The organism is Bacillus mobilis (assembly GCF_001884045.1).
In the GTDB taxonomy this organism is placed as follows: Bacteria; Bacillota; Bacilli; order Bacillales; family Bacillaceae_G; genus Bacillus_A; species Bacillus_A mobilis.
In genome coordinates this window covers 43,153-58,766 of the sequence record NZ_MACF01000123.1, presented here as the reverse complement: position 1 = coordinate 58,766, position 15,614 = coordinate 43,153, and the positions used below count along the sequence as shown (strand labels likewise).

Here is a 15,614-nt window from a genome sequence, read left to right as displayed (position 1 = left end):
ATATTTCTATATAAACAGAATTCTACTGTAATATATTTTTACAAAATGTAAATGTATAATCCCCTGATCCTAAATCCCTTTCAATGTTATGTTCCGATTTCCAATTCGTTTCGTCTATCTGTAATGTAGCGCTTGTATTAGCTGGTACCGAAATCTGTAAAAAGACTTGTTCATTTTCTACACGCCACTCAATTTTAATTTCCCCGTAAGCTATTTCACGTTTCACTTTCACCCATTCTATATTCGAATCAAAATGTGGTTGTATATAAAAATGTTTATATGCAGGTTTTGTTTCATCCACTTCTAATCCAACAATATATCGGTATATCCATTCAACGATAGAGCCATATGCGTAATGATTATAAGAATTCATACTATCATTCCAAAGTGTTCCATCCTCTTTCACGCCATCCCAATGTTCCCAAATCGTTGTGGCACCTTTTTTCACTTGGTATAACCATGAGGGATAATCTTCATGAAATAGAAGCTTACAAGCAAGGTCATGACGGTTAAACTTGCTTAATATTAAATTTAAATAAGGTGTTCCTATAAAACCAGTTGTTAAATGATTTTTACTTTCTTTTAAAAGCTCAATTAACCGATTAAATACTTTCTCCTTCACATCATCTTTCACTAGTTCAAAAAGAAGTACTAATATGTGGGCTGTTTGGGTATTCGAAATTAACCTACCATTTGGTGTAACGAATTCATTTTGAAACGCTTGAACAATATTTGCATGTAATTCTTTATAAAACGTAGCATCTGTTTTTTCACCTAAAATCTCAGCAATTTTTTGTACAAGCGCTGTTGAATATGCATAAAAAGCCGTCGCAATAAAATACTTGTCTGTTCCGCCTTCATATACATGGGGTTTCGTATCTAATGCAAGCCAATCCCCTAAATGATAGCCTGTATCCCATAAATACTCGTTCTTACCTTGTGAACGTATGTAATCTATATACCTCTTCATACTGTCGTATTGTTCTTTTAAAATTGATACATCTCCGTAATGCAAATAATGAACCCACGGACAAATAATTGCTGCATCGCCCCAACCACCAGAAGTATCTAAATCAAAATCCTCTCTTTTCCCAAAAGCATCTGGAATAACTAAAGGCACAGCTCCATTAACATTTTGATCTAATGATAAATCTTGGAGCCACTTTTTAAAGAACAATTGTACATTCATAATTTGCGTAGCTGTCCCAATGAACATTTGTGCATCTCCTGTCCATCCAAGTCGATCATCTCGCTGAGGGCAATCTGTTGGCACATCAAAAAAATTCCCTCTTTGAGACCATTCCACATTATGATGAAGTTGATTGATTAATGGATTTGACGTTTCAAATTCAGTCGCTTTTTCCATATCTGTATGTAATACAATTCCTTCAAAATCTGCTATTTGAGGCGGCTGAGTTAATCCAATTATTTTCACATATCTAAAGCCTTGATATGTAAAATGAGGCTCAAACGTTTCCTCTTGCTCTCCTTTTGCTATATACACTATTTTTTGTTTTGCCTTTCGGAGATTTCCAGCGTAAAAATTACCATCTTTATTCAATATTTCAGCATGATGCAATTCTATCTTTTGGCCAATATAAACATGACGGACTGTAAATCGAACCCAACCTACCATATTTTGCCCCATATCAATGAGCCATTCGTGATTCGGTAGTTTTGAAATAGAAATCGGTTTTATAATTTTCATTTTACGAATTGATTTATTTTCCTGCGCAACAATTATTTGTTTAGAATGCTCAAGTACTTCAACATCTTCTAGCTCTTGCCCACTTTCTTCTAGCCTAGCATCGTATACTTCACCTTCATAAATTTCTGAGTACAAAATTGGGCTTGAAGTTACCTTCCATGTTTCATCCGTTACAATTTTTTCTTTCGTTCCATCTACATACGTTATATGTAATTGAGCAATTATTGCTCGTCTTCTCCCATAATAATTACGTACATGATGTACGGTAATCGGCCCTATATACCAGCCATTACCTACCAGTACAGAAATATCATTTTGCCCAATCTTTAATAAATGTGTTATATCATACGTTTGATACAATACTCTCTTATCATAACTTGTCCAACCAGGAGTAAAATAACAATCTCCAATACGCTCGCCATTTATAGAAGACTCATATAACCCTAAACTTGTGATATATAAACGTGCTGTTTTAACTACTTTTTTAATAGAAATATTTTTATTAAAAGACATAACCTGCGTTCGCTCTTTTTTCGCAGCAATCCAGTTTCCCTTCCAGCTATCTTGCTCTTGTAACCCAGTCTCCCAAAATGCTACTTTAGACCAAGATGATTCTTCTCCGTAATTATCCCATACCTTTACCCGGTAATAATAACGCGTCTCTGCTCTGTATGAAAATGAATTGATTGGTATATGTAAACTTTGATCTGTTTCTACTTTTTGCGAATCAAACATAATAATCTCAAAATCTCTATCCTTCGCAACTTGCAATTGATAAGCAAGTTGTTTTACATTTCGGTTACTCGATTCCAGCTGCCAACTCATTTTCACAACTTTTGAATCTAAACCTATCGGATTTTTTTTATTATCGCACAGCACCCTCTTTATTGTTAGCACACTTCTTCACCATCTTTTCTAAATCTTAATTTAAATTAATTATAATAAAAATAAAATTCTAAATAAATAATAATTTCATTCATTCTTACAAAATTATTAACTTTCCACATTTATAAAGGTTTTTATTTTCTATTACCGAAAGTATAGTGCGGTAGAACAAAATTTATATTTGGAGGTTAGAAGTATGTCTAAAATTGAAACTCCTGTTATGACTTCTTTACAAACAACGGTTGAAAAAATGATGAAGGATTTACATGTTCCTGGTTGTGCTGTAGCTGTTATAAAAGATGGTGAAGTTATTATTTCAGAAGGTTTCGGCTATCGTAATATAGAGACAAAAGAGGCTGTTACACCGAGTACTCGGTTCGCAATTGGTTCCTCAACGAAAGCTTTTGGCACACTTTCATTAAGTTTATTAGCACAGCAAACAAAGTTTAATTGGGATACTCCTGTCCAGACTTATATACCTAACTTCTCTTTATCAGAACTACTTGCTAGCTCACAAATTACAGGACGAGACTTAGCTTCTCATCGCACTGGAGTAAGTCGTCATGATGCTCTTTGGTACAGCTCTTCTTTAACTCGAAAAGATATAGTAGAAAAAATAAAACATTTATCACTTGATGCTCCGTTCCGTACAGCATTTCTTTATAACAACTTAATGTATGCGACAATTAGTTATATTGTAGAAAACATTACGAATCAAACATGGGAACAATATGTTACAGAACATATTTTAGAGCCTTTAAATATGGATCAAACAAACTTCTCTGTTACAGACTCACAAAATACAGATAATTACGCTTTACCTTACGTTGAAAATGAGGGTGAAATAAAAGAAGTTCCATTCCGTAATATTGATACAGTTGGCGCTGCTGGATGTATTAATTCTACAATTGAAGATATGGCAAATTGGGTACTTCTTCACTTAAACAAAGGGAAATTTGGAGATCATGAACTAATCTCCTCTGAATTATTACAACAATTGTTTACACCACATAACTCAATTCCAGATCAACCAGCTTTATCACTTCCTGAATCTCCATTAAATAGTTATGGGCTTGGTTGGTTTATTAGCGCTTATCGTGGTTATAAAATGATTCATCATGGCGGTAATATCGATGGATTTTCAGCGTTTGTTTCATTTATGCCAAATGAAAATGCAGGTCTTGTTATATTAACGAATGCTGGAGGTACATTACTTCCTATTTATCTAGCAAATCAAATTTACGACGAGCTACTCGGATTAGAGTCCATCGACTGGCATAAACGTGCTGTAGAAGATAGTGAAAAAATGAAGGAAATGATGAAAGAAGCAACCGAATCCATCCCTGAACAAATGAAAGGGACTACACCTTCTCACAAGTTAGAGGACTACACTGGTACGTTTGAACATCCTGCTTACGGGTCATTACAAGTAAACAAACGAGATGATTCGTTATATGTACAATTTATGGAGATGGATATTCAAGTAGGGCATCATCATTACGATGTATTCTCCGCAACAATTGACTTGTTCCAAACAAAAATGAATCTATTATTTGCATATGAAATGAATGTGAGTGGCGAATTCCCATCTCTTCAATTGCATGTACCTGCAATGCTAAGTACTCAACCTCTTACATTCACTAAAATTAAATAGTTAATTTAATAGAGGGAAGCTTTCATTTCCCTCTATTTTCCACTATGCTTTAATATAAAATTCCCCATTTCAATTGCTAAATCTTCACTTTGTGGATAAACACCTACGTTATCTCCATAAGCATGTCCCAAACCTCGATAAAGGACTGTTTCAGTATCAACGCCCCTGTTAGTTAATTTAGCTGCATAAGCTAAACATTCTATCATTAGGAAATCATGCTCTCCTACTGTAATAAATGTACTTGGATAATCTGGTGATACATCAACATATGGGCTTAAATACTTAGAATTAATTTCTTTCGTACCAAGTACTTCCGACATACCTCCAACCATTGAATGCATAATTTTAAGCATTTTTTCTAATCCTTTTTTATACTTTGGAGCAATTTCATATTTATCTATATTCCAAGAATAAAATTCATCTTCAAAGCCACACATATTAAGTGTTGGATATAGAAGTAGCTGTCCTTTAACAAGATTTTTACCCTCTTCCATATCTTTAGTCGTACAATATTGCGTTAAGTTACCTCCAGCACTATCACCCGCAACAAAGATATTACTCTTATCGCCGCCCAATGTGTCAGCATTCTCATAAATCCACTTTAAAGTGGTATAACAGTCTGTATGCCCAGTTGGAAAAGGATTTTCCGGAGCTAATCGATAATCAACAGAAACGGCTAGTATATCTGTTTTCTCAACTATCAATTTCACAAGCTCTTCAACCACATCTGGGGATCCCGCCATAAATCCGCCACCATGAATAAAGTATAGAATTGGTGCATTCTCTCGTTTTGAACTACTATTATAAATTCTTATCGGAATATCAAATCCATCTTCAGCTTTCACTGTTTGATGCATAATATTAATATCTTGAGTGACAATGGGAACACTTTTAATCGCATTAAATTGTTTCCGCATATTCTTTACTGATTTTTCAGAAGCATCCATTTTCATCATATTTTTAGGCATAAATCTCATTACATTCATTTGAACCTTCATATCCTTATAAAGACGAGGATCCATAGCACCTTTTTCATCACAATCTGGTATGTTTTTTACTAAGATTTTTGCTCCCTGCAAGTTAATCTTTTCTTGTTTTTCTTGTATTTTTTCTAAAAGGGTTAAGTCATACTTTCTAGTCATCCAGTATTCATCCTCTCTTATTTTAAGCGTTTTCATTTTTAAGGATTATATAAATCCCCTTTAAACCTTACTTCATCTGTTATTATTAAATTAAAAACGTTCCATGTACAAAATGTAACATGGAACGTTTTTTTATTGTTGTTCATATTTGATTAAAACATTGTCATTTTTTGATATAAATTTCTTCCTATACTGTAATGGTGTATATCCATATTTATCTTTAAACTGTGAAATAAACGATTTTATATTTGGAAATCCATGTTTTACTGCTATATCTTGTACAGAACTTGTACTTCTAATAATATCGTCATAAGCCTTATAAAGCCTATACCTCGTTAAAAAAGTGGTGAAATTTGATCCAAACGATTTTTTGAACATGCGTGAAAAGTGTTCTTCACTTACAAAAAAATGTTTGGCCACATCTTTCAGTTTCAGTTCTTCATTATAATGTTTGTAAATATACGTAATCATTTCCTTCTGTTTATTTCCAAGTTGAAAATTATTGTCTATATTCTCTCCAGCTTTGCAATATCGCAATAAAATATAAACAACTTCATAAATTAAACTATTAATTTTTATGTAACTTAAATCATCCGAATGTATGGCTAACTCTTTTAATTCATAAAATATTTGCCTAAGATTCGTTTTCTGAACTACGGATTCCACTATATTGAATCTATATTTATCAAAATCTTCATTTACCTCTTTAAGAAATTCATACGAAATAATTAACATCATTACTGCACAACTTGTATTCTCTACTTTTTCAAATTCATGAACATCTCCACTATTTACAAAAATAAATTCGCCAGCAGATACTTTCTTTTTTTGCCCATTCACATACAAAAACACTTCTCCATTTACTACTAAGCTAATTTCAATACTTCTATGCCAGTGAGGAGGAATATAATAGTGAAAATCAGTAGGTAACATTGTGTCCTCTATATATTCAACCATTCCTGGAATTCTATCACGTAATTTTATTTCTTCATATTTACCTTGCCTGTCTTTCAATAACCCACCCCCTTTTTTATTATAATGGAAACGTCAAGTTTCTCTTTATAGATAAAGGCGAAGGAATGTCTGGAATTGGTATACAACCACATATACATATCCCGTGGCCCCCGGAACATATACAAGAAGATGTAGATTTAAAGTTAGCATTACAACTGCTTCAAAACGAAGAATGGTAAAATAATAAAGGTAGATGTGAATCACACCTACCTTTTCTATTTCATATCAATCTTTTCTGGTTGAAACCAAATTGGCTTTAATAACTCAAAGTTTTTATGATCCTCTAAAACGATAGTAAGGCGTTCTAACGTATCATCTAACATATGTGGTGCTGCTCGTAATGACCAGACAACTGAAGAGAAAACTGTCATGCCAACGTACACCGCATATAAATTCCAAAACTTCTCTGGTATTTTCCCATTAAAGTAGCCTTCTATTTGTCCGATTGAATAAGGAATACTAATATCTCTTGCAAATAGTGCAATCTTTACGAAATCATGAAGTGGGTCGCCCCAGTCATAGCCATTAAAATCAACAACACCTACATATTTCCCATCTCTCACAATTATATTTTCTAAATGAAAATCATCGTGTTGAAATCGATTTGGGCGGTTCTTTAAATATTTTTCATTTTCATCTATAAACTTTATGATTTTATCATCATTTTTTATTTTTATTCCACATGTTTTATATGCCTCTACATATTTTTGGTGTTTTTTCATTGCTCTTTCATACCATGGAAGAATATCCTTAGGAGCTTCATATGTATGCATTTTTGCTAAATCTTTTCCTGCCTTTATACCAATCTCATATTGTTCTTTTGGTGAATACATAGGCAATAGCTTCTTCGCATCTTCCCCTTCTATATATGAGAAAATACTATATACACCTTCTTCTTCCAATGTACCTATTTCAATTGGCCTTTGTGCCTGTACGTTACGTTTTACCATTTCATTTAAAATTTGAAATTCGATTTTCCTTCTTTCATACTCTTGTATATCGCCAATCCGTAACAAATATTTTTCATTATCAATTGTCGTAACTATATATTTCTTATCAGGAGAGAAACCTTTAGAAATTTCTTCAATATTAACTGCATCTTTTACTATTTGTATATTGTTTTGCCATGCTGTAATAGTTTTCATTTTTATTCCCCTTACATTTCTACATTTGGTCTATTCGCTACTTCTCTATGAATAGCTTGTTATCTAGGCCATAACGTCCTTACAATTTCTTCGACTACTTCCTTAAAATATATTTCACTTTCTCCCGTACTATATGATACTACATTTACCTTTCTTCATCCAATTATGGGAAATAACATATCATAAAAAGAAATGGTCTCCTCTAATTTGCTACCCCAAATTCAATATGATGAATACCTGCTCGAAGTATATTCCTATTAAGAATACGCCCCTTGTACTACTTGCACAATTTCCATCGGTGTATTGACCATATAATCTGGTGCATCTTTTTTCACTGTTTCAATAACATCATACCCCCAAGATACCCAAATTACGTTCACCCCGGCCTTTTTACATGCTGCTACATCTCTCTGTTCGTCACCAACGTATAACATATCTTTCTCTGTTATCTTTTTGGATTTTAAAAACCTTTTTATCATTTTATCTTTACCGAACAAATTTTTTGAACAATACACTTCTTGAATATTTTCTATATCATTATTGTGTAAAAATGCCCGAATATGCTCTTCTGAATTCGATGATATGACTGCAATTCCGTATCCTTTTTTATGTAGTTCATCTAATACATCCTTCATCCCATGGAACAAAATAAGATCTTTTATAGCAGGTTGATACAATTTATAAAACTCTAATGCTAATATCGGTAGTTTATACAATGGTACATCGAGTTGTTTACATCTCTCTGTCATCGTTAATTTACGTAAATACTCAATTTCTTCTTCCCTTACCATTTTATATCCGTGCTTTTCAGCAAGCTGATTATAAATTGGTACAAATATATTTTGTGAATCTACTAATGTGCCATCAAAGTCAAAAACAATATACTTTTGCATTCCCATACTCCCTTTGCTTCTTTTTTCTAAACCTATCTTATTCAACAAGATAGTTGTCTTACCCTTCTACAAAAATAAAAAAGAACAAGATTTTTCTCTTGTTCTTTTTAAGAAAGCCATTTTGGTGGTACATTCGTATTCCAATAAATATTTCCTAACTCATGGTGTCCAGAGTACCCATCATCAAAACGGTGATAGTGGAAATTAAAATAATAACCATCTTGCGGTGGATGATCCCTTCTTACATGAAATCGTAATAAGTCATCTCCTGATTTCGTGTCATACACATGAAAAATCTTTTCATTATTTCCGCCAGCTGGCCTTTGAGAAATCGCTAATGATTGTAATGACTCTTCTGGTACATCACTTGCAAGCTCAGCAATTGCCTCTTCAATTTTCGGTAATATTACATCTTTAAACTCATCTTCAATTACTGGACCAATTTTAGTGCCAAACTTTTGCATCGACTGCTTCTCTGCTTCTTGCATTGCGTACGTAATAAAAGTATCTGTGGTTAACCTATCATTCGTTTCTTCATATGTATAGGACGTACTCTCCAAATTTTGTTGCCCAGCTGTGCTCGTAGGCTTGTCCGCAGCTTTGGCATTATCAAGCAATATGGAAGGAGGCGTCACTAGACCAAATGTAAATACGGTAATTAATGCGACTAAGGTTTTTCTAAACCAATTTGGCATGTATGTTCCCTCCCCTTTCACTCATTATGTTTTATATAACGGTTGTTCCTTCTATTATACAAAATGATTGTAATTTTTGCACTTTACAATTTTGTTAACGTTCACATATTTTTCACTTGAATATGCAATTGTAAGATTTCATACAATATAAATACAACAACAATGAGGAGGCAATCAGATGACTTTAGATGTCATGTATTCCGCCGCAAGCATACTCGTTTTAGTATATTTTCTTTATCAATGTGTAACAGATTAAAAAAAGAGCCGTTTTTAGGCTCTTTTTTTACGGTAAAAATACAATCCAACCAATCCATACTATAAAAATAACCCCGGCAATTACAGCTGGTAATAAATAAAAATGAGAAAGGATCACTATTCCATACAAAAGTAGTACTGGAAGTAATAAATAGCGATCTGCCTTCCATCTTAACAATAATAATTTTCCTTCATCACAATATAAATGAAGAAACATTTTTTTCGTAAATTCATTCCAATAATCGCGCGCATAACGAGAAATTCCAACTAAAGCAAATGCAAGAATAATAGCTGCAATCCACCTCGGACTCATGATAATACTAACAGTACTTATACAAACAATTTGAATATAAAATATTCGTGCACTACTTGTACGGAAAAATTCTTTTAAAAAGGATTCAACAATACGAGAATCTTTTTTCTTCCCTAATAACTTTTTAGAACGCGGAAACATCCACGGTTTTTTATTTGAACTACTCGGTTTAGCTGTATGACCACCAACTTGCATAATCCCACTCGTCCAACGCATACTCTCTTCTTTCTCTTTCTCAATTTCTTTAAAAAAGCAATTTTTATAATTTCGTTTTTCTTTTATCAATACGATAATTAGAAAAACTGCTAGACCGATACTTGGTATAGCATAAAATGGATTTTTATAAATAAGAAACAGACTCAATCCAAAAAAGGATAGACTTATAGAAGATATTACATTTTTTATAATCCAGAGTAGCCATCGTTTCCCCACTCGTACATGAATAAATCTCGTTAATAACGACAACATAAATCGAAATACTGTAAAGAATAACCAAAATAATACGACTTGTATCTTCGTCACTCCGATACTTTTCATCAACACTGGTAACATAGCAACTACTACCACTACATTCGTAATCGCTATTCGAATAAACGTATATGTCATACCGTACTGCATTAACTTTTGCATATGAGCGGGGTATGAAATTAAAAACAAACTATCCGCTTGTTCAAAAAATGAGCGAACTCCTCTTGAATATGTAATCACATAAAATACAAGTAGACCTAATCCGAAATAAACTGTCTCCCCCATCGATAATTCTTCTATCCATAGTGAACGATAATAAATTCCTATAAATATAAGTGCTGGAATAATAATATATAATGCAACTGTCCAATCAGTTATAGAACGTATGGACTTCCATTTACGCCCCATTTCATGGCGCAATCTTTTATAAAATTGTTGTTTAATCATGCTGTTCACGCCTAACGATTACATCAAAACAGTCTAACAATGAACTACCTGGCATTTCAGCTAACTTTTGAATAGATTCTAAATGTCCATCTGCGACTAATGTACCTTGTGAAATGAGTAAAAATCTCTCACAAATTCTTTCAGCTGTATCTAATACATGCGTACAAAGTAAGATTCCTGCGCCGCGTTCTTTCTCTTTATATAAATAACTTAAAAACTCTTTCGTAGCTACTGGATCTAAGCCGATAAAAGGTTCATCAATGATATAAAAATCTGGTTCAGTTAAAAACGCCAAAATAAGCATCGATTTTTGTTTCATTCCTTTTGAAAACTTTGATAAATACTCATGTTTATGTTTATCCATTCGAAACATAAGCAATAATTCTTCAGCTTTCCTTTCCCAGCTTCCTCCCTCATTCTCACGAGCAGCCATTAATAGTTCAATATGTTCCCAGAGCGTTAAATAATCATAATATGTCGGATGCTCCGGCACATATGCATAAGGGTTCTTTTTTTCACCGAATGATATTTCACCATTCATATTTACAAGTAAACCGAGCATTGTTTTAATCGTCGTACTCTTCCCAGCACCATTCGCACCAATAAGTGCAACTAATTCACCTTTTTCAATCGAAAAGGCAATATCATGAATTGTCTTTTCCCCTATATCATATCCGGCAGAACGGATATTCACGTCTAACATACATTCCCCTTCTTTCCATTTCCAATACAATCAAGGAAAAGAATAACATATAACTATCTATATATCATTATAAAATATTCATTTTCATAGCAGGAATAAATATCTTTTAGTAGAATACTTAACGTTTGATTACATTTTATTGGAGTGGATAATATGTCCTTTCATATACGTGAAGCTACGATAGACGATATAGATGCACTTTGTTCTTTAACGAAAGAATTAAAAGGTTCCTCTATTTCCTATGAAGATATGAACAACCGATTACAATTCGTACAAATGAGTCCCTTTGATTTTTTATATGTTTATGAAGAAGACACTATATACGGATTACTTGGGTTTCGTATACGTGAAAATTTAGAAGATATAACTCGTTATGGGGAAATTTCAATCATTAGCGTTGATTCTACAATACGGAGGAAAGGCATTGGACAAGCATTAATGGATTATGCAGAACAATTAGCAAAAAAACATAATTGCATTGGTACATGGCTAGTTAGTGGAACAAATAAAGTAGAAGCACATCCCTTTTACAAAAAATTAGGATATGAAGTGAATGGATATCGATTTGTAAAACATTTTTAAACTATCTATAAATGGAAAGGACTAAAAAATATGACAAACATCGAAGCTATTTTTATTGATCGTGACGGTACAATCGGTGGTGACACTACAATACATTATCCAGGTTCTTTTACATTATTTCCTTTTACAAAAGCAGCTCTGCAAAAACTAAAAGCTCAAAATATAAAAATTTTCTCTTTCACAAACCAGCCAGGTATCGCGGATGGGATAGCGACTGTTGCTGATTTTGCAAAAGAATTAAAAGGGTTCGGCTTTGATGATATTTACGTATGTCCTCATAAACACGGTGATGGTTGTGAATGCCGCAAACCAAGTACAGGTATGCTGCTACAAGCAGCCGAAAAACATGGGCTTACTTTAACAAAATGCGCTGTAATTGGTGATCGCTGGACTGATATCGTTGCAGGAGCAACAGTACATGCAACGACGATATTAGTTCGAACAGGCGCTGGATATGATGCTTTACATACGTACCGAGACAAATGGGCACATATTGAACCAAACTACATTGCAGAAAACTTTGAAGATGCTACAAATTGGGTTTTAAATCAACTATAATACAAATTAAAAGAGACGTTTTCACAATAAAAACGTCTCTTTTAATCTTATATTTCTTTAAAATGTTAATTCATAATGGAAATAACGATTATCTCTCAAATAACCATTTTCAGCGTATAATCGCTGCGCTGATAAATTATCGATTTCCGTTTGTAATTTTACACCTTTTGCACCATTTTCTAAGGCAAATTCTTTAGCAGCTTCTAGTAATTTTTTACCTGTTCCTGCTCCGCGCTTAGTGGCTTGTACAAACAGATCATTTAATATCCATAATTCTTTCATCGAAATGGAAGAAAATGATGGATATAATTGTGTGAAACCAATATATTCACCGTCTTCAACTGCTACGAAAATAACGGATTCTTTTCTCTCGATTCGATTTCGTAAAAATACTTTTGCTCCTTCTAAATCGGAATCTTGTCTATAAAACATACGATAGTTATTAAAAACTGATGCTAGTCCATCTAAATCTGCAATTGTTGCCTCATATATTCTCATTTTATTCCATTCCCCTTCCAATACTGTCTCATTATATCTGTTGCCCATTTAGGCTGTACAATTTCTTCTTTCGGCATAAACTCTTTCATTATCGGCTTTATATCCAATATAGGGGTGCCATCAATAGCATCTAACCCCTCAACAATAATTGATTTGCCTTCTCTTTTGATCACCTTTACAATTGTTGCTCCTATACGATTCGGGCGATTTTTCCCGCGTTGTGCAAAAATGCCTACTTTAGGATAATCATTATTATTTCTAGGATGTCTAGCAAAATATTGAATTTGTTCATCAGTTACTTTATGAAAGTAAAAAACAACTTCAATGTGAGAAAAATCTTCAATCCCTTGTATACTTTCCTCTGTATACATTTCAGTTAAAGTAATATAAGATCTTACTTCTCCCCACTCATCATCTTTTATTTCCTTTCTTTCATTATGTACAAATGCGATTGGTTGAACTGAAAACATACGCATTCCCCCTTAAATGTAACCACTTACATTATAAAATATTTTCTGAATGTTTTCCACAAACGCGAATTAGGTTACATAATATAATTATAATCTATTTTGTAAAGCGAAATTAACAGCTTCAACTGCATGTATATGAGCTGTGTCAAATATCGGAATAGATACGTCTTCCTGCTTTATTAATAATCCTATTTCTGTACAACCTAATATAATTCCTTGTGCCCCTTCTTGTACTAGCTCTTCTATAACTCTTTTATAATACTCCCTAGATGAAGATGTTATCTTTCCTAAACACAATTCTGTATATATGACTTCGTTTATCTTTTCTCTATCCTTTTTTGATGGAACCATTACTTTTATATGATTTTCTTCTATGCGTAATTTATAAAAGTCTTGCTCCATTGTATATTTAGTTCCAAGTAAACCAACCTTTTGAATATCTTTCCTTTTCATTTCTTTTGCAGTTGCATCAGCGATATGTAAGACTGGAATATGAATATTCTCCTTTATTTTCTCAACTACTTTATGCATTGTATTTGTGCAAATAATAATAAAATCTGCTCCCCCTCTCTGTAACGAATATGCTGCATTTCCTAATATTTCTCCTGCTCCATCCCAATCTCCGCTAGACTGGAATCGTTCAATCTCTTCAAAGTCTACACTATTAATCATACATTTTGCTGAATGTAATCCTCCTAATCTCTCTTTTATTTCTTCATTTATGATTCGATAATATTCAGAAGTTGATTCCCAGCTCATGCCACCAATTAAACCTATTGTTTTCATTACACAACACCCACCTTATACTGTTTTTTAAAACTAATCACAACATTTTATTATGTATATTATACATAATAAAACAAGACTTTACGTTTGTAATATAAAGTCTTGTTTTAACTATTTCCAAGGAAATTTTATAAGAATATTCTGAAATTAATTATCTAATGTTTTTATAGAATCTTCATATTGATAATGAAAACACTCTCGATACAACTGTTTAATTTCATCATATGATGGCACACGTGGATTATTTGCTGGACTTCCACTTTCAATTGCATCTGATGCCATTTTAGAAATAGCTTTTTCAAATTCAACTTCACCAATTCCGTATTCTTTTAAGTTTGGAATTCGGAGATCAAAACAAAGTTTTTTTATTTCCCTCAGCGTGTAGTCTGCTACTTCTTCATCACAATAGGAATACAAATCTTTATTTAAACAACGTCCAATTTTCGCTAGTCTTTTTACTGCATTAACTTTTGTATATTCTAAAACTGTAGGTAATAGTATTGCATTCGATATTCCGTGTGGCACATGAAATATCGCTCCTACTGGCCTGGACATTCCATGAACTAGAGTAACAGATGCATTTGAAAATGCGATTCCAGCTTGTAAGGACGCAATCATCATCGCTTCTCTTGCCTCCATATTCTCTCCATCTTCATATGCAATACGTAAATATTTCATAATACTTTCAATTGCGGAAAGTGCAAGTACATCGGTAAGTGATTGTGAAACTTTAGAAATATATGCTTCGACTGCATGACATAATGCATCTATCCCTGTTGCTGCTGTAATATGCGGTGGTACCGAACGTGTTAAAATTGGGTCAATAATCGCTACTTGTGGGGTGAAATTTGGATGCTTCATCATCATTTTTACTTCTGTTCGTTTATTCGTAATTACTGCTACACTTGTTACTTCCGATCCAGTACCAGAAGTTGTTGGGATTGCAATAAGTGGTAGCGGATCATTGTCTATTTCCATATTCTTTTGGACGTAATCTTCCACTTCTCCACCATTTGTAAATAACACCGCAACTGCTTTCGCAGCATCGATACAACTTCCACCACCAATACCGATAATAAAATCACACTGTCCTTCTTTACAAAGAGTTAACGCTTCTAACACGTGTATATTGGTAGGCTCAGCATTTACTTTATTATATGTAATAACAGTTATACCTTTCGTACTTAATTGTTGTATACACCTCTCAACATATCCTAAATCCTCCATAATTGTATCCGTAACTATAAATGCTCTTTTCCCCAACTTCTTAGATTGTTCCCCCAGCTTTTCAAGCGAATTTCTTCCATATAATACAGACTTCGGCATACGAAACTCAGCAACTTCTTGCAAGTACTCCACCCCTTCTTACCCTAATTAATGTTTTAATTTATAAAATAT

15 protein-coding genes and 2 pseudogenes are annotated in these 15,614 nt (G+C 33.3%); 4 read left to right on the top strand and 13 right to left on the bottom strand.

Going from position 1 to position 15,614, the window contains the following annotated elements:
• Positions 1-22 precede the first annotated feature (22 nt).
• Positions 23-2,605: an alpha-L-rhamnosidase gene (locus tag BAQ44_RS22995; protein WP_071724051.1), complete on the bottom strand. Its 2,583-nt coding sequence runs from the start codon at positions 2,603-2,605 to the stop codon at positions 23-25.
• Between the two features lie 184 nt (positions 2,606-2,789).
• On the opposite strand from BAQ44_RS22995, the gene BAQ44_RS22990 reads away from it, so the two are divergent.
• Positions 2,790-4,247, top strand: a complete 1,458-nt coding sequence (locus BAQ44_RS22990) for a serine hydrolase (RefSeq protein WP_063262760.1) — start codon at positions 2,790-2,792, stop codon at positions 4,245-4,247.
• Between the two features lie 32 nt (positions 4,248-4,279).
• Here BAQ44_RS22990 and BAQ44_RS22985 read toward each other — a convergent pair whose 3' ends face one another.
• Positions 4,280-5,389: an alpha/beta hydrolase gene (locus tag BAQ44_RS22985; protein ID WP_071724234.1), complete on the bottom strand. Its 1,110-nt coding sequence runs from the start codon at positions 5,387-5,389 to the stop codon at positions 4,280-4,282.
• 132 nt (positions 5,390-5,521) lie between these two features.
• Complete coding sequence (locus BAQ44_RS22980) at positions 5,522-6,403, bottom strand: AraC family transcriptional regulator (RefSeq protein WP_071724049.1); 882 nt, start codon at positions 6,401-6,403, stop codon at positions 5,522-5,524.
• 44 nt (positions 6,404-6,447) lie between these two features.
• Between BAQ44_RS22980 and BAQ44_RS30535 the strand changes: the two are divergent.
• Positions 6,448-6,582, top strand: a pseudogene (locus BAQ44_RS30535) (S41 family peptidase); the annotation flags it as partial.
• A 36-nt stretch (positions 6,583-6,618) separates the two neighbouring features.
• Here the strand turns inward: BAQ44_RS30535 and BAQ44_RS22970 are convergent.
• The 6 genes and pseudogenes from BAQ44_RS22970 to BAQ44_RS22950 all read right to left on the bottom strand — a co-directional run bounded on the left by BAQ44_RS22970 (position 6,619) and on the right by BAQ44_RS22950 (position 11,322).
• Positions 6,619-7,548 (bottom strand): aminoglycoside phosphotransferase family protein, encoded by a 930-nt coding sequence (locus BAQ44_RS22970; protein ID WP_071724046.1) that lies wholly within the window; start codon positions 7,546-7,548, stop codon positions 6,619-6,621.
• Between the two features lie 62 nt (positions 7,549-7,610).
• Positions 7,611-7,813 (bottom strand): annotated as a pseudogene (locus tag BAQ44_RS31480) (VOC family protein); the annotation flags it as partial.
• Positions 7,806-8,441 (bottom strand): HAD family hydrolase, encoded by a 636-nt coding sequence (locus BAQ44_RS22965; RefSeq protein ID WP_063262809.1) that lies wholly within the window; start codon positions 8,439-8,441, stop codon positions 7,806-7,808. The pseudogene BAQ44_RS31480 and the gene BAQ44_RS22965, both read right to left, overlap by 8 nt.
• 107 nt (positions 8,442-8,548) lie before the next feature.
• Positions 8,549-9,136 (bottom strand): YpjP family protein, encoded by a 588-nt coding sequence (locus tag BAQ44_RS22960; RefSeq protein WP_061679526.1) that lies wholly within the window; start codon positions 9,134-9,136, stop codon positions 8,549-8,551.
• A gap of 283 nt (positions 9,137-9,419) precedes the next feature.
• Entirely contained in the window at positions 9,420-10,619 is a 1,200-nt protein-coding gene (locus BAQ44_RS22955; RefSeq protein WP_063262755.1) for an ABC transporter permease, read from the bottom strand.
• The gene (locus BAQ44_RS22950) at positions 10,612-11,322 is read right to left on the bottom strand and encodes an ABC transporter ATP-binding protein (RefSeq protein ID WP_063262754.1); all 711 of its coding nucleotides are present in this window, start codon (positions 11,320-11,322) and stop codon (positions 10,612-10,614) included. The genes BAQ44_RS22955 and BAQ44_RS22950 overlap by 8 nt, the downstream gene beginning before the upstream one ends.
• Before the next feature lie 153 nt (positions 11,323-11,475).
• On the opposite strand from BAQ44_RS22950, the gene BAQ44_RS22945 reads away from it, so the two are divergent.
• The gene (locus tag BAQ44_RS22945; RefSeq protein ID WP_071724043.1) at positions 11,476-11,904 is read left to right on the top strand and encodes a GNAT family N-acetyltransferase; all 429 of its coding nucleotides are present in this window, start codon (positions 11,476-11,478) and stop codon (positions 11,902-11,904) included.
• Between the two features lie 30 nt (positions 11,905-11,934).
• The gene (locus BAQ44_RS22940; RefSeq protein WP_071724041.1) at positions 11,935-12,462 is read left to right on the top strand and encodes an HAD-IIIA family hydrolase; all 528 of its coding nucleotides are present in this window, start codon (positions 11,935-11,937) and stop codon (positions 12,460-12,462) included.
• A gap of 57 nt (positions 12,463-12,519) precedes the next feature.
• Here the strand turns inward: BAQ44_RS22940 and BAQ44_RS22935 are convergent, their stop codons facing one another.
• The 4 genes from BAQ44_RS22935 to eutG all read right to left on the bottom strand — a co-directional run bounded on the left by BAQ44_RS22935 (position 12,520) and on the right by eutG (position 15,566).
• Positions 12,520-12,960, bottom strand: coding sequence for a GNAT family N-acetyltransferase (locus tag BAQ44_RS22935; protein ID WP_061679521.1), 441 nt, complete (start codon positions 12,958-12,960; stop codon positions 12,520-12,522).
• The gene (locus tag BAQ44_RS22930) at positions 12,957-13,430 is read right to left on the bottom strand and encodes an SAM-dependent methyltransferase (protein ID WP_063262751.1); all 474 of its coding nucleotides are present in this window, start codon (positions 13,428-13,430) and stop codon (positions 12,957-12,959) included. The genes BAQ44_RS22935 and BAQ44_RS22930 overlap by 4 nt, the downstream gene beginning before the upstream one ends.
• A gap of 87 nt (positions 13,431-13,517) precedes the next feature.
• Positions 13,518-14,216 carry an aspartate/glutamate racemase family protein gene (locus BAQ44_RS22925; RefSeq protein WP_063262750.1) on the bottom strand — a complete coding sequence of 233 codons (699 nt, stop codon included), beginning with the start codon at positions 14,214-14,216 and terminating at the stop codon, positions 13,518-13,520.
• A 147-nt stretch (positions 14,217-14,363) separates the two neighbouring features.
• Positions 14,364-15,566: an alcohol dehydrogenase EutG gene (eutG, locus tag BAQ44_RS22920; RefSeq protein ID WP_071724039.1), complete on the bottom strand. Its 1,203-nt coding sequence runs from the start codon at positions 15,564-15,566 to the stop codon at positions 14,364-14,366.
• Between the last annotated feature and the right edge of the window lie 48 nt (positions 15,567-15,614).